Here is a 20,526-nt window from a genome sequence, read left to right on the forward strand (position 1 = left end):
CCGACCGGGCTATGGGCGGGGTGAGGGGCCCGACTGGGCGAGGTCGAGCGATTTCCGCCCTGGGGCACGGACCCGGCTCGTAGCCTGGACCCCGCCACTCCCCCAGGGAAGGACGACGCGATGCCCGTGGACGGCGACCCGGACCCGAACGAGGCCAGAATCCCCTTCGGTACCCGCCTGAAGCTCAACCGCACCAGACGGGGCCTGACCCGTGAGGTGTTGGGGGGCCTGGTGGGCCGGTCGGCGTCGTGGGTGAAGGCCGTGGAGACCGGGCGGTTGGACACCCCCAAGCTCCCGATCCTGCTCGGGCTGGTGGAGGCGCTGCGCCTGCGCGACCTGGCCTCGCTCACCGGCGAGCAGTCCGTGCCCGTGGAGCCGTTCACCGGACCCGGGCACGCGATGCTGCCCGGTGTGCGGGCGTCGGTCAACGCCCTCGCCCTGGACGACGACCGGCCCGCTCCCCCGCCCGAACGGCTGCGCGCCCGGTTGGCCGGAGCCTGGCGGGCCCGGCACTCCTCGCCCCACCACCGCGACGTGCTGGGGCGGCTGCTCCCGGGGCTGTTCGCGGACGCCCAGTTGTCGGTGGACGGCGCCGTGGACGGGCCCGCCCGCCGCGCCGCGTGCTCGGTGCTCTCGGAGGTGTGCTCGCTGGCCCAGTTCTTCGTCGCCTACCAGCCCGCGCAGGGGCTGCTGTGGCGGGTGGCCGAACGCGGCATGGTGACCGCACGGGAGGCGGACGACCCCCACGCACTGGGTGTGGCGTCCTGGCTGCTGGCCCAGGCGCACCGGGACGCCGGTGACTGGGAGGCCGCCGACGCGGTCACCGAGGACGCCAGCGCGCACCTGGAACGGCACCTGGCCGACGCGGGGCCTGACCTGCTGGCGGTGTGGGGCGCGCTCCGGTTCGAGGCGGGGTACACGGCCGCGCGGCGAGGTGAGGCGGGGACGGCCTGGCGGCACTGGGACACCGCCCGGCGCGCCGCCGAACGGCTGCCCGACTCCTACTACCACCCGATGACCTCGTTCTCGCGACCGGTGATCGGCGCGCACGCGGTCACCGTGGCCGTGGAGCTGCGCAGCGGCCACGAGGCGGTACGCCAGTCCGCCCGGGCCCCGGCGGAGGCGATTCCGTCGCGACCGCGCGGGGCCCGGCACCGGATCGAGCAGGCCCGCGCGTACCGGTTGGCCGGGCGACCGGACGAGGCGCTGCGGGTGCTGGAGTCGGCGCACGCGGCGGCTCCCGAGACGGTCCGCTACAACGGCTTCGCCCGACGCATGGTCGTGGAGGAGCTGGAGTCGCGGGACCCCCGGCGACGGGAGGGGGCGGGCGTGCTCGCCGAACGGATCGGGCTGCTGGCCTGAGCTGGGCCGCGCGCGAACCGGGGGCACAATCTGTACCCTTCGCATTCGTCCACGCACTTAGGGTCACAGCATGTCACGGTCCCGGGCGCCGCTAGGGGCGCCCGGGGCCCGTCCAACAACGCGGGGGGCGCCGTGAACGACGCGGCCGTCATCGAGGCCGGAGACCGGCCGACCCTGGAGGCGTGGGCGCGGGCCATGCGCGCGACGGTCCTCCCGGTCGCCGAGGACTGGTGGTCGATCACCTACCAGGCCGAGGCCGTGCTACCCGACGGCCGCCGGGTGCGCTGCCGCTACCGGTACGTGATCCCCCACCAGGCCGCGCTGCGACGCTGGCGGCGCACCTATGTGGTGGGGCTGGTGCACGCCACCGGGCGGGCCCGGTGCCACCACGTGCGCAGGGTGATCCCGCCGGGTGACACCGAGGCCGAGGAGCGGCGCCGAGCGGAGCTGATCGCCTCGGCGCAGGTGGCCACCGAACGGCAGGACGCGTGCGGCGCGAGCGTGGACAACCTGGAGGTGTACGTGGTGGAGCGGGCCACCCGGTGGCGACCGGGAACGGCCCGCTACTGAGCGCGGATGTCTCCACCGCCCCTCACCAGGGCAGGGACTCGGGGATCGGCGCGGCCCCCAACAGGTGCTGGTCGCAAAAGGCCAGCACGGTCTCGTTCCACACCCGGCTGTTGGAGGGCGTGAGCACCCAGTGGTTCTCGTCGGTCAGTTGCAGGAACCGGTGCGGCATGGTCTCCGGCGGGCCCTCCCACCCGGAGACCAGGTCCCACCACATGCGCAGCGCCTCGCTCACGGGCACCCGGTAGTCACGGTTGCCGTGGGTGATCAGCACGGGGGTGACCACGCGTGACGCCCCCTGGTGCGGGGAGAAGTCGCGGTACCACTCGGGCTGCTCGTCCTCCAGCCCGTGCACGCGCATCTTCTTCGAGGCCGCGTCGGTGGTGCGGTGCTGCTGGCCCATCGCCCACGACCCGGCGTGCGTCACCACGGCCGAGAAGCGGTCGGTCCGCCCCGCGATCCAGCTGACCATGAAGCCGCCGAAGGAGGCGCCGAGCAGAGCCGTGCGCGAACCGTCCAGTTCCGGGCGCTCCAGCACCTGGTCGAGGAGCGCCTCGCACTCCCCGTAGACGACGTCCGGCCGCCGGGGCCACCCGCGGTTGAGCCCCGCGTGCCCGTAGCCGGTGGACATGGCGGGGTCGGGCATCAGCACGGCGTAGCCGCGCGCGACCGCCAGCCACGGGCACCATCGCCAGGACCACGCGTTGAAGGAGCTGTGGGGTCCGCCGTGAATCCACAGCATCACCGGGGCCGGAGCGGCAGCGGAGGCGCCGTCGGGAAGACACAGCCAGGCGCCGACCCGCACGCCGTCGACGTCGGCCCACACCCGTTCGAGCCGACCCGGGAGCGTGTCCACCGCCCCCGGGGCGGGGAGCCCGGTCCGCTCGCCGCCGGGGGCCAGCCGCACCGGACGGGCCGGGGTGGCGACGTCGGAGCGCAACGCGTACAGGGACCCGTCGGGCGCCGGGGCCAGGGACGTGAACACACCGGCCTCCGCCAGGGTTCGCACCCGCCCGGTACCCGGGTCGACGGAGAGCACCGCTCCCGAGGAGCGCAGGTCACCGGTGACCAGGAGGGAGCCTCCGTGGTCCCACACGTACCCGCCGAACGTGAGGTCCCCGACGTCGACCGCCGTCGGCTCCCCTCCGTCCAGCCGGTGGATCTCCAGGAAGGCGTAGCCGGTGTCCTTGGGGGTGGAGACGGTAGTCCGCGTGACCGCGAGAAGGGAGCCGTCCGGGGAGAAGACCGGCGCGCCGTACTCCTGGTGGTCGTCGGCGGCCAGCACCACGGTGCGCTCACGGGTGCGGGTGTCGATCAGCACGAGGCCGGTCCGGGTCTGCCCGCGCTCGACCCGCTCGGTCCAGGTCGTGGCGACGGTACGCCCGTCCGGTGAGAGGTCGGCCGACGCACCCGACAGCGCCAGGGTGTCGGCGTCCTCCGTCAGGTCCCGCACGCGGCCGTCCGGAGCGACGAGCACCAGGCGCGGACTCACGTCGCCGAGCTCGTGGTCCCACCTGCGGATCGGCATACCGGTGTGCCAGATCGCGCACCGTTTGGCCTGGCCGCGGGCGCGGCGGCGCTCCGCGTCCCCGTCGAGGGCGCCACCGGCGAGCACGCTCGTCGTGGCGAGGACCGAACCGTCGGCCGCGACACCGACCAGTCCCAACCCCCCGGGAGTCCGGGCGACGAGTGTCGCCTCACCCTGTTCGGGCAGTCGCCAGAGGCCCGCCGCGTCGGCGGGGTCGTCCTCCCCCGGGGCGGGGCGCCGCGAGGTGAACAGCAGCGCGCCGTCCGAGGAGAAACGCGGCGTGCCCTCACCCTGCGAGGAGAACGTCAGTCTGCGGGCCGGGGCGAGACCCTCCGGATCGAGCTCCCACAGGGCCGTCCGCCGGGCCGCCCCGTGGTCGTCGACCTCGTCGACGGAGGCGACCACCCGGCCGTCCGGTCCGGCGGCCACGGACGTGACCCTGGGAATCCGCGTGAAGGCGTCGATGTCGGCGAAGTCGGAGAACGGAGCAGGTGTCGGTGAGGGCATCGGGTCACGTTAGCGTGCGGGGCGACCGGCGAGCCAGCGCGGGAGGAGGCGCGCGCGACGAGCGGGTTCGCCGCCCGCCCCGGGAGACCGCTCCGCCCGATGTCTCGTTCCGGGTTTATTGGGAGGCTCGGAACGAGACACTCCTCGTCGGACTGGACGAGATGGACAAAGCCCTGACCGCGGACCCGCAGTTGGCGCGCGCCGGGCGGCTGTGTGCCTTGATCCTTCGCACCATGCTCGACCTGCCCCTGGCTCGACGTCTGCACTCCGGCGACGAGGACACCTTGCGGTTGATGGCGCACCACAGCACGAGCGGTTCGGTTCTGGCACGGGCCAACCCCGCAGCCCTGTGCACCGAGGTGCTCGGGATCCTGCGTGACCACGGTCTGGCACGCACCGACCGGCCACTGAACGAGCAGTCCTACGCGCTGCACGCTCTGATGGCCGGTTTCGTCGCCGCTGAAACCCTCGCCGTGTTCGCCGGGCCTCCGATCGATTGCTCCTCCGATCAGGTCCTGGGCGACACCGTGGGACTCCTTGTGGACCGCGCCGACGGCTCTGACCATCAGGCTGTTCAGGCCGCAGCCACGCAGATCCTGGCGGTCATGAGCGAGGTACGCGAAGAGATCTCCACTCAGCTGGGCTAGGAGTCCATCGGAAGCGGACTGTCGGTGGGGCCTCGGACGCGTTGGGTCCAAGTCCCACCACAGTCGGCGTCACCCTGACAGCTATGGGACGGAAGGAGGTTTCTGGCAGGGGGAGCCGCTACAGGCGACTACCCCGAATCCCGGCTTCAGAGGCAACGGCCTGCCCCCGCCCCTCAGATCCTCCGGGTGGAGAACCCAGCTCGCTCTCCCCCGGAGCGACGAACACTGTGCCCGACCGAATAGGGGTCTCAACCCACCAGAGCGCGGAGCACAGTGAGTCGCACTGACGCCGTCGTTTCGCCTGGAACGCCCCCACGCCGAGGTCGAAGGACCGGCATACCCGCGCTGTTGCATACGCCGTTGGCGAGAAGCCAAGCCAGTTGCGGCTGGGCCGACCCGGGGGTCAGGACCACACGGCGGTCTCCACGATGTCGGCGACTTGCTCGGTGATGGCTGCGTGGTCCTCCTCGAACTCCGAATCGGTGACCCCATCGTCGGACCCCAAGTACAAAATCGGATTCTGATTCGTTCTATGCGCCTGTGGGTCACTACAGGATCCTTATCGACGAGGGTTCTTTTCCTTCAGAGGAGCGCCACCGGAGGCTCCTCGAACAGTGCGGGCTCGGGCGGCGCTGCTGCACCGCCCGAGCCTGGCATCCCCCTGGGCGCCGGAGCACGGCCCGTGGACGGTGGCCGTGCTCCGGCGCCGTGTGGAAGGACGGCCGTGTCCGTGGCCGCCCGTCGTGGTCAGTTCGCCATACCGGTGGAGGCGTAACCCTCCACGAAACGGCGTTGCAGGAGAAGGAAAAGCAACAGGACCGGCATGACCATGATGATTCCGGCCGCGCTGACCAGCGCGTAGTTGACGGTAAAGCCCTGCTGGAAGGAGTACAGCGAGATCGAGACCGGCAGAGCGCCCCTGTCCTGGATGAAGGTCACCGCCAGCAGGAACTCGTTGTAGGCCTGCAGACCCGCGACCAGGCCGGCGGTGAGTACTCCGGGCCAGATCAGCGGCAGCACGATCCGGAAGAAGACCGTGAGTTCCCCGGCGCCGTCCAGACGGGCCGCGGCCTCGTAGTCGGGCGGGATCGCGATGAGGTAGGACCGCAGCAGCAGGGTGCTGAACGGGCTGTAGATGGCCCAGTAGATGAGGACGAGCCCGAACTGTGTGTCGTACAGGCCCAGGCGTGTCCACCACGACACCAGCGGGACGAGGAAGAGCTGAAGGGGAAGAGCCGTCACGACCAGGAGGTACATGGTCAGAGCGCCCGGGGCCGGCACGCCCAAGCGCACCATGGCGTAGGCGGCGGCCCCCGAGATCAGGCACACTCCCACCGCCGTGGCACTCACGATGACGGCGCTGTTGTACAGGCCAGTGGCCATGTTCGCGTTCTGCCACGCGGTACGGAAGTTCTCCCAGGCCGCCTCGGCCGGCGGACCCATCGGGTTGGTGCTGAGTTCGGCCGGGTTCTTCAGGGCGCCGAAGAGCAGGATCAGGATCGGGCCGATGGCGTACAGGGCCAGGACCGCGAGCAGCAGGTAGGTGAGCGGTCCGCTCCGGTGGAGCGGTCGCGGGCGTCGGTGTGAGCGCGAAAGTCGTGTCGCCGTCATCACACCTCCCACCGGAGTCGGCGCCGGATCACGAGGTAGCCCGCGATGGTGGCGGCACTGATCAGTGCCATGACCACACCGATGGCGGAGGCCGATCCGGCGCGTCCCTCGCTGAAGGCGGTGCGGTAGAGCAGGGTGCTGAGCATGTCGGTGGATCCGGCCGGTCCGCCTTGGGTGAGGATGTAGACGTAGTCGAAGACCAGGAACGACCAGATGATGGTCATCAGGAACAGGAAGACCAGAGTCGGCCGGATACCGGGCAGGGTCACGTGCCAGAACTCGCGCCACGGCCCGGCCCCGTCCAGGCGGGCCGCCTCGTACAGGGACGGGTTGACCGACTGCATCGCGGTCAGGAACAGCATGACGAGGAAGCCCCACCACTGCCAGTTGTTGATCATGGCGATGGCGCCCAGTGCCAGGTCGGGGTCGCCGAGGGGGTTGAGGCCGCCGATCCCGGGGACGCCGAAGGAGTCCAGCAGGGGAACGATCCCGGCTGTGGGGCTGAGGATCTGGCGCCACACCGCGGCGGAGACCACGGTCGCCACCACGTAAGGGACGAAGAACAGGACCCGGAAGAGGGTCCGGCCGCGCCGGATCCGACTGAGCAGGTAGGCGCCCAGTAACCCCATGCTCATGGGCACGGTGAGGAAGAAGAGCGTCCACAGCAGGTTGTGCCAGAGCGCGTTGAGGAAGGCGGGGTCGGCCGCCAGGGCGGTGTAGTTGGCCCAGCCGACGAACTGCGGTGTGTTGATGCCGTCCCAGTCGGTGAAGGAGTAGGCGACCGAGGTCATGGCCGGACCAGCGATAACCAGGGCGTTGACGGCCAAGAGCGGGGCGAGGAACAGCCAGCCCACGAGTCGGCGGCGCGACCCGGGGCTCTGCCTGCGGCGCGCCGACAGGGTGGGCGAAGGGATCGTTCCCCCGTCGGCGTGACGTGTGGTGACGGACATCCGTGACGGTTTCCCGTTCCCTGTCTACTGGGGGGTGAAGGGGGTGGGGGCTCCCCCGCTGCCCAGTTCCTGGCGGAAGGTGGAGTCCAGGAGCTCCACGTACTCTCGGGGAACCATGTCTCCGGTGATGACCTTGTCGAACTCGGTGTAGAGCACGGTGTTGGTCTCGGGGGGCAGGAAGGTCCAGCTCGCGTAGCCGAGGTTGTCCGAGGTCGGGATCTCCTCGTACAGGCGTTGCACTCGGGGGTCGGTGCCTTCGGGGAAGTCGGAGGGCTCGTAGGCCACCGGGGGCGGGTTCTCCCCCTGTTCGGCGAGGTATTCCAGGGACCGGGAGGTGTCGCCCACCAGGTGGTTGAGGAACTCGGCCGCGGCGTCGGGGTTCGCGCTGTTCGTGCTGATCGAGAGTGCGGTGCCGATGGCCAGGGGGAAGACGCCGGGTTCCACGTCTTCAGCCAGGGAGGGCAGGGGTGCCCAGTCCCAGTCCTGGGGGTCGTTGCCGGAGTCGGAGAAGAAGGTGCCCATGGAGCTGAAGCTCCAGGTTCCGCTCATGTACATGGCCACGTCGCCGTTGGCGAGCCCGGTGACGATGTCGGGGTCGGTGTTGGTGAAGTAGCGGTCCGCGCCGCCGCCCCACCATCCTTTGTCCAGTTGCTCCTTCATCATCTCGATGGCCTCGATCACGGCGTCGTCGGTCCAGTCGAGGTCGCCGGTGAGGATGTCGTACATGGCCTGGGGGCCCACAGCGGCGTTGAGCACGCAGGTCAGGTACCACTCGCTCTGGGGCGGGTAGCCGCTGTTGCCGGCGCCGACCGGGATCAGGCCCTGGGAGTCGGCGTCCTCGCACAGGTCCTCGAACTCGGCCCTGGTCGTGGGCGGGGTCCAGCCGTTGGCGTCGAACACGGACCGGTTGTAGTAGAGGACCGTCGACCCGTAGCTCATGGGTACCGAGTGCATCCGATCGTCGACCTGGCTCAGCTGCGCGGCCCAGGGCAGGAAGCGCTCGTTCCAGCCGTAGTCGGAGGCGTAGTCGTCGAGCTCGACGGTCTTGAGGCCTTGAGCGTAGGAGACCGACGTGGTCGGGCCGGGCGAGTAGATGATGTCGGGGGTGTTGCCCGAGGAGACCGCGGTATCGGTGAGCGATGCCAGGTCGGTGAGCTGCTGGACCGTCATCCGGGCGGTGTGTTCGGAGGAGGCGTTGAAGGTGTCGATGAAGTGGGTCTGGAAGTACTTCTCCGTCTCCGGGGTGGGGAAGGCTCCCCAGTACTCGATGGAGGAGGTGGAGGCACCACCGGAGTTTCCGCATCCCGACATCAGCCAGGCACCGGCGAAGGCGCCTCCCGCGAGTTTGAGGGCGTCGCGGCGAGGCAGGGGGTTGGTCACGGGGGTCCTTTGAGTCGTCAGGTCGATTCGCGAACGATGAGTTTCTGGGGCAGGACGACCTCGCGTACACCGTCGACGGGGTCTCCGGACAGGCGGTCGAGGAAGAGGCGCGCACAAGCCCGGCCGATCTCGAAGGCCGGGTTGTGCACCGTGGTCAGCGGCGGGGAGACGAGTGCGGCGGCCTCGATGTCGTCGAACCCGGTCACGGCGACGTCGCCGGGCGCGGTCAGACCCTTCTCGCGGACCGTGTCCAGGGCGCCCACGGCCATCAGGTCGTTACCGCAGACCAGCGCCTCGGGCGCCGTGTCGAGCCCCAACAGGGCATGGGCTCCACGGGCGCCACCGCTGCGGGTGAAGGCCTCGGAGATGATGAGTGACTCGTCGGGTTCGAGGCCGAAGTCCCGCAGGGCCCGGAGGTAACCGGCCAGGCGCAGATGTCCGGGAGGGGTCTCGGGGGTGCCGTTGACGAGACCGATCCGGCGGTAGCCGCTTTCGAGGAGGTGGGTGACCACGTCGGCCATGCCTCCGGTGTCGTCGGCTCGCACGATATCCCCGAAGCGCGGGTCGAGCTCGCCGCTCAGGCGCACGAGCGCGGTTCCCGCCGCCGTGATCGAGGCGAAGTGGCGCTCCTGGGCGTTCAGGGCCGCCATCACGATGCCGTCGATCCTTCGGTCCAGGAGGTGCCGCACCACGACGTCGAGATCGTGTGCGGTTCCTTGTGCCGCGCAGACTGAGATCAGGAAGCCCGCGGGTTGCAGGACCTCCTGGAGGCCGGCTGCCAGCAGCGGGTAGAAGGGGTTGGTGACGTCGGTGACGATCAGGGCGACCGATTCGCTCCGTCCGGTCCGCAGTCCGCGCGCGGACGGGTCGGGGCGGTATCCGAGCTCGTCGATGACGCGCAGGACCTTGGACCTGGTTTTCTCGCTCACCGGCCGTCTCCCGCTGAGCACGTGCGAGACGGTCGTGACGCTCACTTCGGCCCTGGCCGCCACATCGGCGATACCGACGCGGTTCTCCTTACGCATCGCCCTCATTCCAGCCGTATGCAAAACGTCTTGCTAAAGATAGGGTTCATAGTGTCTAAGGTGTAGGGCAGTGTCAAGGAGAACCTTGACGAAAATCCCGCTTTACCGAGCAAGATGCCTCACTGGCTCTGTGCGAACATGCGCAAAACGATGCGAGAGGACATGAATGGTGACGCGTGATCGGTGCCGAGGGGCACTGTTAGGGCTGGCGATCGGCGACGCCTTGGGCGCACCCACCGAGGGCATGACCCCGGACGCCATCCGTGCTGCGCACGGACGGGTCGAGGACTTTCTCGGACAAGACGTTTCCGGCACCGACGACACCGAGTACGGGGTGCTGTGCGCCCAGGGTCTGCTCGAGCTCGGGCACAGGCTGACCTCGCATGACGTGGCGGCGGTGTGGAACAAGGCCGTGGTGTCCCAGAACGGCGGCTTCCACGGGGCGGGTTTCAGCGAGATGGTCGCCATCGCCAACCTCCGAGCCGGTATCGGCCCACCGGTCAGCGGCAACGACAGCTACGAGTCGTGGAGCGACGGAGCGGCGATGCGGGTGGCTCCCATCGGAGTCTTCTGCGCGGGTGAACCCGCGGAAGCGGCGCGCCTGGCCCGTGAGGACGCCCAGGTCAGCCATGCCGCCGACGGCATCTACGGAGCCCAGGCGATCGCCGCGGCCGTGGCGCGGGCACTGGTCACGGACGATTACACCGAAGTCGTCGCCGCGGGGCTGGCCGCCGTGGCCGAGGACTCCTGGACCGGTCGGCTCCTCCGCCGGGCCCTGGCCGTGGCGTCGGCCGCCCCCACCCTGGAGGACGCGGAGCGAGACCTCTACCGGGAGGTGCCGCTCTTCCACTACCCGTGGCCCGACAGCGCACCCGAGGCGGTGGCGCTGGCGTTCGGCCTGTTCGCCGCAGCCGGGGGCGCCTTCGTCCCCAGCGTGCTGAGTGCGGTCAACATCGGCAGGGACTCGGACACCATCGCGGCCATGGCCGGAGCCATGGCCGGAGCCCTGCACGGGGAGTCGGCCCTCCCGGAGCGCTGGCGTACCAGGGTCAGACACGTCTCCGGAGTCTGCGTCACCGTCACCGGCGGCACCGATCTGGTGAAGCTCGCCGACGATCTGTACAACGCGGCCCATGCGAAGCAAGGAGTACGAGATGAGCGTTGAAACCGCCCGCGGCGCCCTGCTGGGTCTGGCGATGGGGGACGCACTCGCCCTACCCGCCGAGTATCACCGCCACGCACGCGCCGGTTGGGGGCGCAACGTGCTGTGGGAGAAGAACGCCGAGCTGGACCAGCAACATGTGTCCCGCCCCCTGTTGCCCTTCGGGCTGAGCAACACGGAGCACAAGGCCATGTGCGGGACGGACGACACCGAGACCGCGGCCACCGCCGCCCTCGTTCTGCTGGGAACCGCCGAACACGACCTGGACTCCCTGTTCCGGGGTTGGCGCGCACACTATGTGGACACCGACGGGGTCTGGTGCGGGGTAGCCGAGCGGGGCGCCGTCGTCGCGACCCTCAAGGGCTACGCACCACCGGTGACCGGAAGTGACAACCCCGTGTACTGGGACGACGGCGCGGTTCCCGCAGCCGTGTCCATCGGTCTGCACCACGAAGGAGACCCCGGAACTGCCAGGAGGGTAGCCGAGGACTATGCGCGGATCACCCACGCCAGGGACGGTGTATGGGCGGCGGGCGCGATGGCACACGCCGTCTCCTCCCTGGCCGCCGGAGAGTGCCTGCGGCCGGCTCTGGAAGAGGCCGAGCGGACCGTTCCCTGCGACAGCTGGCTCCACCGCGGCTTCGAGCGCACCGCAGTCGTCGAACGGGACTCCACGGGAGACGTGTTCGACACCGTGCCCGCTCTGATCGACACTTTCGGCCGCCCCGGATACAGCCACGGCGGAGTGGCTCCCGAAACCCTCCCTCTGGCGTTCACCATCACGCGGATGGTTGATGCCGACCTCACAACCGGTCTGCAGACAGCAGCGCTGTTCCCCCGCCAGTCCGACAGCCTTCCCGCGATGGTGGGAGCCTTGTGCGGAGCCGTGGGCGGGGAGAGGCGGATCCCCCGCGCATGGCACGAACGCGTGAACCGGCTGGAGGGAGTGCTGCTACCCGGGGTTACCGGACAGTGCTTGACCGATCTGGCGGACCGGATGACCAACCACCGCGCGACTGTTTCGTGCCGGGTCCTTTAGAGTTCGTCTCATTTGGTGAGTCGGCGGTAGCAGATCAGCGTGCAGGTGATACCGGCGAAGGCCAGGAAGTGGTCTGCCTTGCGCTCGTAGCGGCGGTGCAGGCGGCGGCATCCGGCCAGCCAGGCCATGGTGCGTTCCACCTGCCACCGGTGCCTGCCCAGCCGCTGCGAGGACTCCACAACCCAGCGGGCCAGACGGTGCACGATCCCACGCTCGCGCAGCCAGCGGCGCAGGTGGGCGTAGTCGTAGCCCTTGTCGCCGTGCAGCTTGCCTGGTTTGCGCCGCCGGGGGCCGCGGCGGGAGCGGATCGGCGCGATCCCCTCCACCAGGGGTTGCAGCGCTTGGCTGTCGTGGGTGTTGGCCCCCGAGATCGCCATGGACAGGGGCAGACCGGACCGGTCGGTGATCAGGTGGATCTTCGACCCCTTCTTGCCCCGGTCGACAGGATTCGGACCTGCCAGGTCCCCCCTTTGAGGGCCCGCATGTTCACCGAGTCGATCGCGCACCGCGACCAGTCCGGCTCACCTTGGGAACCGAGCTCGTCCAGGACCAGGCGGTGGAGCTTGGCCCACACCCGGGCCCGGGCCCACTCGGTGAAGCGCCGGTGCGCAGTAGGCCCGGAGGGGCCGAACACCGGAGGGAGCTGAGCCCAGGTCCAGCCGCTGGTGGCCACGAAGATGATCGCGGCCAGCACCTGCCGGTCGCCGTGTCAAGCTGTCCAAGGCCCTCGAAGCGGCCGATCAGGGAGTCAACTCCCCCGCCCGTTACACCGACGCCGACTGCGTTGCGGAGTTCCTGAGGGACCAGCTGGACGACGCCGTCACCAGCACACGAGACAACTACACAGTGCTCGCCAACACCCACATCACCCCCTACCTCGGCCGGCACCTGCTGGCGGAGTTGCGGGTGGCGGACGTGCTCGCCTGGCTGCGGGGCAGGAAGAAGCACCTGTCCTCGCGGACGTTGCGGTTGGTGCTCGGTCTGCTGGAGCGTGCCATCCGCTACGCCCAGGTGCAGGAGTTGGTGACCCGCAACGTCGCCGAGCTGGCCCGGATCGATCAGCGGGGCAAACTCAAAGGCAGCAGGCCCGGGCGCCCGTCGAAGTCGATGACGCTGGACCAGGCCGTTGCGGTGCTGCAGGCGGCGCAGGGCACTCGGTGGTACGCCTATCTGGTGCTCTCCATCGTCACTGGCACTCGCACCGAGGAGATCCGGGCGCTGAGCTGGGATGAGATCGACATCGAAGGTGAGGTCCCCACGATCCATGTGTGGGTCTCGGTACGCGAGGACGGGGACACCAAGACCCGTAGGTCGAGGCGGTCGCTGGAACTACCCACCCTGGCGGTCAAGGCCATCGGGGCCCACCGAGCAGCACAGGCCCGTGAGCGCCTGGCAGCGGCGGAGCTATGGCAGGACAACAACCTGGTGTTCTGCACACGCACCGGCACCCTGCTGGACCGCCACAACGTCCTGCGGGAGCTGCGCACGATCATGAGAAAGCGGGATTGAACGAAAAAGAGTGGAGCGCACGCGAGCTACGGCACACGTTCGTGTCCCTGCTGTCCGACCACGAGGTGAGCATCGAGGAGATCTCCCTGTTGGTCGGCCACAACGGCACCGACACCACTGAACGCGTCTACCGCCTCCAGCTGCGGCCGGTACGCCGATCCGCGGCAACCGCGATGAACGAGATCCTGCACGACGTGGGCTAACACCCCACACGACCCCGGTTCTACCCCACTTTTACCCCACCTGAGACGCAGAAAGAGGCCCACCACTTGGTGGACCCCTTCGCGACCTGCTACTTCTCTGTCGGGACGGCGGGATTTGAACCCACGACCCCTTGACCCCCAGTCAAGTGCGCTGCCAAACTGCGCTACGTCCCGGCCGCCGGGCGGGCGCTCGCGCGCCTCGCCAACAGGTGAAACCCTACCGTATTCGGGAGGGCGCTCGAACCCGGTCAGGCTCGGGCTCCGGGCCCCACGCCGACGACGTGCGCCCGGTCCCCCACCGCGAGACCGGACACCACGACCGCGTCCGGGGCCAGCGCCACGCCGAAGGCGGAGCCGTACGCCTCCAGCCCCTCGACCGCCGTGTCGAGCCTGACCACGGACCCCTCGGAACCCCACGCGCCGGCCAGCAGGTAGGCGGCCGCTTCCCCGGCCGCGCCGACCGGGGCGCGCGGCACGCCCGGAACGGCGGCGAACAGTTCGGGCCCGGTCGCGACGGCGCCCAGCTCCAGGGAGCGTTCCTCCTCGTCAGCGGTGAGCGCGTCCTCGAACGCGAACTCCAGGGAGGCCTCGGTCTCGGTGGTGGGCTCGTCTCCGCCCGGAGGGACGACCACCGGCCGTTCCAGGCGGTACTCGACCCGGCGGGCGCCGTCGTCGTACGCGGTGAACAGCAGCCGCTCCCCGTCGACGGGGTCCACACGCGCAGCCCCGTCCACGGGGAGGTCCTCGGCGATCACCGCTCCGTCCCGCCCGCGCAGCGCCAGCGCCCCGGGGTCATCGCCGCCGTAGCGTGCCAGCACGGCCCAACCGTCCGGGGCCGACACCAGCTCTTCCACGGGGCCGGGGAGGTCGCCGCGCTCGAACCACTCGCCGTGCGCGGCCAGGACCCGTACCGGGTCCCGCCCCCGGTGGCGGCTCTCCTCCTCGCACGCGTCGGGCACCAGTATCCGGGCGCCCGCGACCACGGGGGCACCCGCCGCCGCGCACCCGTCCGGGACGTCGGCGTGCTGCCAGATGGCGCCCGTGGAGTGGTCCCGGACGACGAACCCGCTCTCCGGCCCGACCTCGACGAACGTGGCGTTGGTGAACAGGACCCCCTCCACACGGTCGTGGACGGTGTGCCGGCCGACCAGCCTGCCGGTGTCACTCTCCAGGATCGCCAGCGCACGCTCCCGCCCGTCCATGGCCGACGCGTCCCGGTAGAGGACCCCGACGCGTTCGGTGTCCGGGGAGACTCCCGACCACAGGGTCTCGCCCACCGGCCGGAACCGCCAGCGTTCGGTACCGTCCCCGCTGTCCAGCGCCCAAACCCCGCCGTTGTCGAGGACCAGCGCCCCCGTCCCCGTGGCGGCCACGCGGACACCTCCCGCCGACCCCTCCTCCGGGTGCTCCCACACCCAGGCCACCTCGTCCCCGCGCACCGGCTCCCCCGGCTCCCCGGAGGGGGCGGCGAGGGTGTGTTCGAGCCGGTCGCGGTCGAGGACCACGGGGACCGCGAACGCCGCCAGTGCGACCGCGGGGGCGAGCGCGGCCGCCAGGGCCGCGCCCCGGGCCCGCCCGGGGGCGGGCCGCAACGGTTCGGGGCGGCCCGAGACCGCGAGGGCGAGGCCCCCGACGAGCAGCGCCACGGCGACCAGGAGCCACAGGTGGGAGACCCAACCCGGGTCGGTCAGCACGTCCGGGGCCGACCGTGCCCCGCCGCCCTCCTCCTCGCTCGGGGACAGCGCCTCACGCAGGAGGGTCGGCAGGGCCAGGAACGCCACCAGGGCGGCGCTGGCCCGCACCGGCCCCGACCCCTCTCCGGGGCCGGGCACCGGACCGTCCCATACCGGCCGTTGGGCCCGTCCGCCCCGGCCCCAGGCGACGACGAGCAGTGCCACCGCACCGCCCAGGGCCCAGTGGAGGGGGCCGGGCCCGCCCCACCCGGCGGGACCCCCCGTCACCAGCAGGGCCACCAGCGGCGGGCCTGCGGCGAGCACCGAACCGGTTCCCACCCAGGCCAGCGGCGTCCACAGATCGTCAACGTCGATCCGGCGCGTCACGGAACCAACCCCTCCACTCGACTCCCGCCCTCCTCCTGGCCCACCAGGGCCGCCACCGCCCCCGGGGCCCGTGCCAGCTGGCGCACGTCCCCCGGCGCGCTCAGAACGATCCGCTGGTCCAACCCCGCCCCCCACCGCTCCCCCGGTGACACCGCCAGGACAGCGGCGGGTTCGCGCCCCGCGGTGTCCTGTTCGACTTCGGTGAACAGCACCTGGTCCGAGAGCACCGTGTGGTCCTGGACGAAGAGGTCCCTGAACAGACCCCCCGCACCCACCAGCGTGGTGCGGTCACCCGAGGTGTCCACACGCTGGATCTCGGCCCCCTGGCCGGACCGGGTGAAGAGCACGTCGGCGCCCGCGCCGTCGGCGGTGAGCAACAGGTCAGGGGAGAGATCATCGTCCCCCTCCAGCAGATCGGACGAGAGATCCAGCAGCTCCTCACCGGTGTCCGGGTCCAGCAGCAGGCCACGGACGCTCGACGACCTGCGCTGCACGACCAGGGCGTCACCCCGGTCCTGCGTGCCCGGAGCCACCCACGGGTCACCGGGTACGAAGGCGTCCTCCCAGTCCCGCCGTTCGTGGCTCCACAGCTCCTCGCCGGTGCGCAGGTCCAGGGTGGCCACCCGGAACACCGTGGGGACCTCGCCGCGATCGACGAGCTGGCCGACGTCGGTCCGCTCCTCGTAGACGACGTCCTCGTCGACGCAGACGACCGCGAGGACGACCGTGTCCCCCCGCACCCGGCCCCGGCCGCCGTCGCAGACGTGGTCCTGGTCCGTCCCCAGCGTCCGGTGCCAGAGCTCCGCGCCCGTCCCGGCGTCCCAGGCGCTGAGCCCCGCCGCCCTGTCGTCCTCCGGGCGGGACCGCCAGTCCGTGTGGACGCGCACCCCATCCGACCACCCGAGCAGTCGCCCACCGTTCACCGGCAGGGTGTACTCGGCCAGGCGCTCTCCCGTGGCCAGGTCGAACACCTCCGTGACGGGGACGGGTTCGGTGTCGTCGTCCGTCACCGGTGTGTACGTGAGGTAGGCGCCGTCCCGGCCCACCAGCACGGAGACCTCCTCGTCGGCGGCGTGCACCTCGGGTCGACGGTACGACCACACCGGTGTGCCGTCGGTGCCGTCCAGGGCCACCACGCCGTCCTGGAGCACGACGAGGGGGCCGTGGACACCGGGCTCGACCCGGTCGACGTCGGCGCCCCGCTCCGGCCGCCACACCCAACCGGCCTCCCGCACCCGGTCCGGGAGGGGGACCGCCGAGGGCGGGTCCCCGGCGACGACGTGGCGTGCCCGGGTGCCGTCACCGGTGCCGACGACCAGTGGGCCCAACGTCCCGACCAGCACCACGGCGAACGCGCCCGCACCGAACCCGGTCAGGGTGCGCGAACGCCGGTGGGGCTCGGGGCGTCGCACGGCGGTGAGCAGGAGCACCAGGCCGAGTGCGACGGCGCAGACCACCGTTCCGGCACGGAACTCGCTGGGCGTGAGGGTGTTCCGGTCCGGTGCTCCTGCGCCCAGGAACACACCGTTGGTCGCGATGAGCGACACCACGAGCGCGGTGCCGCCCACGAGCACCACGTAGTCCCAGCCGCCCTCAGCGGCCTGATCCCCGTCATACCGGGCGCGGCGCCAGCGGACCCCGGCCAGCAGGACGAACGCCCCGATCAGGCAGGACCAGAACCAGCCCCACCCGGTGGCCGCGAACAACCCCTCCTCCAGCTCCGAGGGGTGCAGGACCAGTGCCACGACGGCCAGGACGAGCGCCCCGGCGATCGTTCCCGCCCCGACCCACGCCGGAACGCCCTCCATGCGCCGCTCGCCCGCCAACCCGCACCGTCCCACCCGTGATCACGTGTACCAAAAGCCCCACAACGTGACGAGAAGGTAGCAGGGGCGGGACACGGGTCGGTGTCGCGTCAGCCGAACAGGTCGGGGCGGTGGCGGCGGGCCTGGTCCACCAGCGGGTTGTCCCACCCGCTGCCGCCCGCGGCCTGGAAGGAGACCGCGACCAGCTCGGCGCCGGTCTGGGGGTGGCGGGGCTGCGCGGACAGCACGGACCTCATGCGCGCCGCCCTCTCGGGGATGACCCTCTCCCCCCAGCCGACCAGACCACGGGACTCCAGGTCCTTGACCTGGACCTGCCGCCCGCCGACCCCGACGCCCGGACCGGCCGCCACACGGTCGATGGTCCTGCCGATCTGCGTGGCGTCCCGCCAGCGCAGACGTACCTCGAACCCCATGTGGTCGCGAAGCTCCACCCCGACCGGGGAGATCACCACGACGGTGCCCATGAGCATACGCCGGGTGTTGCGGATCGGGATGGCGGTGAGGCACAGCGTGGCCAGGGCGCCGACGACGACTCCACCGGCCACCCCCGTCCCGGGGTTGGCCGTCTCGAAGAAGATGGACGCCAGGACCAGGATGACGAGGAAGAACACGCCCAGGAGTGGGCTGAACGCCAGCAGGTAGCGCAGGTAGGTGCCCGCGTCTCCCTCGGGGCGCGCGGTGAGGGTCCACGGCTCGCCCGGCAGCGCCCAGCCGGGAGAGCGCGTCCACCCCTGGGGGAGGCCCTCCACCGGAACCCGCCACTGGTGGTTCGGGTGTTGGGGGTGCTGGTGCGGGGGCTGCGGGCGCCCCTGATGTTGGGGGACCGGGTACGGGTTCCCGTGCGAAGGGTCCGACCAACTCACGACCGCACCTCCCGGCCCGGTTCGGGTCTCGTGGTCCTGTCCATGGATTCCCCCGTTCGCTCGTGTCCCGGCCAGGACCCCTCGCCCCGGCCCCGGGCGCCAGCAAAGTGTGCCAGCGAGAGCGGACCGGTTCGCCCGTCGACCGCCGGGACCTGGGAAGAATTGGCCGCATCCGGCCAAACATGAGAAGTACTCACCTTTGTGACGGCTCGCCACGGCCGAGAAGAACAACCCGCCACACCCCGGCGACGCGCGAAAGGACGCCGGATGATCACCCTCGGTGACACCCCGCCGGAGCCCCAGCACCTGGAAGGAGCCCAACCGGTGATCGTACCCACCCGCCCGCGAGCCGCACCGGCACGGCTGCGGCCCCAGCGCGCGAACCCCGTTGCCACCCGCCCTGACTTCGGCCTTAAATGACGGCGCCCCGCTCTCCCCACAGGCCCTCCCCGGGCCGAAAGGACGCCGCCACCCATGTCCTCCCTCAACCGGCGCGGATTCCTCACCGCCTCAGCGGGACTCGGCTTCGCCCTCGGCCTGCCCGCCCTCCCCGTCTCGGCATCCACCCACGACCGGCTCGTACGGGAGACCCTCGAACGGGTGGTCAACCCCGAGGGCACGACCTTCGCCGAGGTCGCCTCCCCCGTCGGCGACGGCTACCGACTCCTCACCGCCGGACCCGGCTGGCCCCTGCGCGTACGCGAGGACCTCGTCCCCGCACAGTCCGGTCGGGACGACCGACGCGTGCCGCTGAGTGCCTTCGTGCAGTTCACCGACCTGCACATCCTCGACGTGCAGAGCCCCGTGCGCTTCGAGTACACCCACCCGATCCTCGGTTCCAGTGCGCACCGGCCCCAGGAGGCTCTCGCCATGGTCGGGGCGTCCGCGCTGGTCTCCCGCGTGAACTCGCTCAGGAACGGGCCCGTGACCGGCCGCCCCTTCGACTTCATGATGACCACGGGCGACAACACCGACAACCACGAGCAGATCGAGCTCGAATGGCTCATGTCGATCCTCAACGGCGGCGCACTCACCCCCAACACCGGCGACCCGAACCGGTTCGAGGGCGTGCAGAACTGCGGCTCCGAGCTGTACTGGCAACCCGAGAGCGAACGCTCCGACCGGTACAAGGCGCGTGGCGGCCTCCCCCACCTGCCCGGGCTGCTGTCCGCCGCCACCGCCGAGTTCACCAGCCCCGGGCTGGACGTCCCCTGGTACTGCACTGTTGGCAACCACGACAACACCCCCGCGGGCACCCTGCCCGCCGGCACCCTCGGCGACGTCTACGTGGGCGACCGCAAACTCATGTTCGCCGACGAACGGGTCACCGCCGAGATGGCCGAGGCCATGACCGACGAGGACCAGCTCGGTGACGTCCCCGACGAGGTCGAACAGGCCGACCCCGATGCCGTGACCACCGCCGCGCTGACCTCCCGGGTGACCCCCGACGAACGACGCGCCCCCTTCGACACCGCGGGCTTCGTCGCCGCCCACCTGGCGGAGGCCAACACCGGCCCGGGCCCGGTCGGCCACGGGTTCACTGACGACAACGCGGACGGAGTGAACTGCTTCTACCGATTCCGGATCGCCGATGGCATCACCGGAATCAGCATGGACACGACCACCCTCGCCGGTCTGGCCAACGGTTCCATCGGCAAGACCCAGTACGACTGGCTGGAACGCACCCTGCACGCCTCCAGCTCGGTCTACTACGACCTGCTCGGGCGGCGCCGCACCCAGCAGGTGGGAGACGAGCTGTTCGTGCTGTTCAGCCACCACACCAGCGACACCATGACCAACCCGCTGCCGGACCGGCGCCGACCCGCCGAGATCCGCTACATCGGCGACATCCTGGTCCGCATGCTCAAGCGCTACCCCAACGTGCTGGCGTGGGTGAACGGGCACACCCACTACAACAAGGTGCGGGCACACACCTCCAGCACCCCCGAGCGCGGTTTCTGGGAGATCAACACGGCCTCGCACATCGACCACCCGCAGATGGCCCGCAGCATCGAGATCGTCGACAACGCCGACGGAACGATGTCGCTGTTCACCACCCTGCTGGAGGCCGACAGCCCCTACCAGGTCGACCACGGCGACTTCTCCGTGGACGGACTGGCCTCGCTGTACCGGGAGCTGTCCGTGAACGACCTGTACGCCGACCCGGCCAACTACGGCGAACCGCTCGACCGCAACGTCGAGCTGCTGGTCGCCGCCCGCCACCCGGGACGCTAGGACGGACGGGGCTCCCCGCACCGCGCGGGGAGCCCCCGCCACCGCCACGCCG

At 70.9% G+C, this 20,526-nt stretch carries 16 protein-coding genes, 1 tRNA gene and 1 pseudogene; 8 read left to right on the forward strand and 10 right to left on the reverse strand.

The features are described from left to right. Window positions 1–120: 120 nt before the first annotated feature. Both ABZ635_RS06375 and ABZ635_RS06380 read left to right on the forward strand, forming a co-directional pair. Window positions 121–1,362, forward strand: a complete 1,242-nt coding sequence (locus ABZ635_RS06375) for a helix-turn-helix domain-containing protein (protein ID WP_357759813.1) — start codon at window positions 121–123, stop codon at window positions 1,360–1,362. 132 nt (window positions 1,363–1,494) lie between these two features. Next, window positions 1,495–1,932 carry a hypothetical protein gene (locus ABZ635_RS06380; RefSeq protein ID WP_357759817.1) on the forward strand — a complete coding sequence of 146 codons (438 nt, stop codon included), beginning with the start codon at window positions 1,495–1,497 and terminating at the stop codon, window positions 1,930–1,932. A gap of 22 nt (window positions 1,933–1,954) precedes the next feature. Here the strand turns inward: ABZ635_RS06380 and ABZ635_RS06385 are convergent, their stop codons facing one another. Continuing rightward, entirely contained in the window at window positions 1,955–3,964 is a 2,010-nt protein-coding gene (locus tag ABZ635_RS06385) for a prolyl oligopeptidase family serine peptidase (protein WP_357759819.1), read from the reverse strand. 161 nt (window positions 3,965–4,125) lie between these two features. Between ABZ635_RS06385 and ABZ635_RS06390 the strand changes: the two genes are divergently transcribed. Continuing rightward, window positions 4,126–4,611, forward strand: a complete 486-nt coding sequence (locus ABZ635_RS06390) for a hypothetical protein (RefSeq protein ID WP_357759822.1) — start codon at window positions 4,126–4,128, stop codon at window positions 4,609–4,611. Window positions 4,612–5,358: 747 nt separating this feature from the next. Here the strand turns inward: ABZ635_RS06390 and ABZ635_RS06395 are convergent. Genes ABZ635_RS06395 through ABZ635_RS06410 form a run of 4 tightly spaced genes read right to left on the reverse strand, consistent with a single transcriptional unit; the run spans window position 5,359 to window position 9,577 of the window. Next, entirely contained in the window at window positions 5,359–6,222 is an 864-nt protein-coding gene (locus tag ABZ635_RS06395) for a carbohydrate ABC transporter permease (protein WP_357759824.1), read from the reverse strand. Then, window positions 6,222–7,172, reverse strand: coding sequence for a sugar ABC transporter permease (locus ABZ635_RS06400; protein WP_357759828.1), 951 nt, complete (start codon window positions 7,170–7,172; stop codon window positions 6,222–6,224). The genes ABZ635_RS06395 and ABZ635_RS06400 overlap by 1 nt, the downstream gene beginning before the upstream one ends. 24 nt (window positions 7,173–7,196) lie before the next feature. Then, on the reverse strand, window positions 7,197–8,552 hold the full coding sequence (locus ABZ635_RS06405) for an ABC transporter substrate-binding protein (protein ID WP_357759830.1): 1,356 nt from the start codon (window positions 8,550–8,552) through the stop codon (window positions 7,197–7,199). Window positions 8,553–8,569: 17 nt separating this feature from the next. Continuing rightward, window positions 8,570–9,577, reverse strand: coding sequence for a LacI family DNA-binding transcriptional regulator (locus ABZ635_RS06410; protein WP_357759833.1), 1,008 nt, complete (start codon window positions 9,575–9,577; stop codon window positions 8,570–8,572). Window positions 9,578–9,743: 166 nt separating this feature from the next. On the opposite strand from ABZ635_RS06410, the gene ABZ635_RS06415 reads away from it, so the two are divergent. Then, window positions 9,744–10,742, forward strand: a complete 999-nt coding sequence (locus tag ABZ635_RS06415; protein WP_357759835.1) for an ADP-ribosylglycohydrolase family protein — start codon at window positions 9,744–9,746, stop codon at window positions 10,740–10,742. Continuing rightward, complete coding sequence (locus ABZ635_RS06420) at window positions 10,732–11,778, forward strand: ADP-ribosylglycohydrolase family protein (protein WP_357759838.1); 1,047 nt, start codon at window positions 10,732–10,734, stop codon at window positions 11,776–11,778. The genes ABZ635_RS06415 and ABZ635_RS06420 overlap by 11 nt, the downstream gene beginning before the upstream one ends. An 8-nt stretch (window positions 11,779–11,786) precedes the next feature. Here the strand turns inward: ABZ635_RS06420 and ABZ635_RS06425 are convergent. Further along, a pseudogene (locus ABZ635_RS06425) lies at window positions 11,787–12,487 on the reverse strand (IS5 family transposase); the annotation flags it as partial. Window positions 12,488–12,624: 137 nt separating this feature from the next. Here ABZ635_RS06425 and ABZ635_RS06430 point away from each other — a divergent pair. Together ABZ635_RS06430 and ABZ635_RS06435 are read left to right on the forward strand one after the other, a co-directional pair. Continuing rightward, window positions 12,625–13,287 (forward strand): tyrosine-type recombinase/integrase, encoded by a 663-nt coding sequence (locus tag ABZ635_RS06430; protein ID WP_357759841.1) that lies wholly within the window; start codon window positions 12,625–12,627, stop codon window positions 13,285–13,287. Next, window positions 13,284–13,490: a hypothetical protein gene (locus tag ABZ635_RS06435; protein ID WP_357759845.1), complete on the forward strand. Its 207-nt coding sequence runs from the start codon at window positions 13,284–13,286 to the stop codon at window positions 13,488–13,490. Before ABZ635_RS06430 ends, ABZ635_RS06435 begins: the two co-directional genes overlap by 4 nt. 100 nt (window positions 13,491–13,590) lie before the next feature. Here the strand turns inward: ABZ635_RS06435 and ABZ635_RS06440 are convergent. The 4 genes from ABZ635_RS06440 to ABZ635_RS06455 form a co-directional block, all read right to left on the reverse strand. Beyond that, window positions 13,591–13,664 (reverse strand) — tRNA-Pro (locus tag ABZ635_RS06440). A 74-nt stretch (window positions 13,665–13,738) separates the two neighbouring features. Further along, on the reverse strand, window positions 13,739–15,550 hold the full coding sequence (locus ABZ635_RS06445; protein WP_357759848.1) for a hypothetical protein: 1,812 nt from the start codon (window positions 15,548–15,550) through the stop codon (window positions 13,739–13,741). After that, entirely contained in the window at window positions 15,547–17,358 is a 1,812-nt protein-coding gene (locus tag ABZ635_RS06450) for a PQQ-binding-like beta-propeller repeat protein (RefSeq protein ID WP_357759851.1), read from the reverse strand. Before ABZ635_RS06450 ends, ABZ635_RS06445 begins: the two co-directional genes overlap by 4 nt. A 107-nt stretch (window positions 17,359–17,465) precedes the next feature. Beyond that, window positions 17,466–18,239: a hypothetical protein gene (locus ABZ635_RS06455; RefSeq protein ID WP_357759854.1), complete on the reverse strand. Its 774-nt coding sequence runs from the start codon at window positions 18,237–18,239 to the stop codon at window positions 17,466–17,468. 474 nt (window positions 18,240–18,713) lie between these two features. On the opposite strand from ABZ635_RS06455, the gene ABZ635_RS06460 reads away from it, so the two are divergent. Further along, entirely contained in the window at window positions 18,714–20,474 is a 1,761-nt protein-coding gene (locus ABZ635_RS06460) for a TIGR03767 family metallophosphoesterase (protein WP_357759857.1), read from the forward strand. The last annotated feature ends 52 nt before the right edge of the window (window positions 20,475–20,526 follow it).

The sequence above is a fragment of the Nocardiopsis sp. NPDC007018 genome (assembly GCF_040635075.1).
Classification (GTDB): domain Bacteria; phylum Actinomycetota; class Actinomycetes; order Streptosporangiales; family Streptosporangiaceae; genus Nocardiopsis.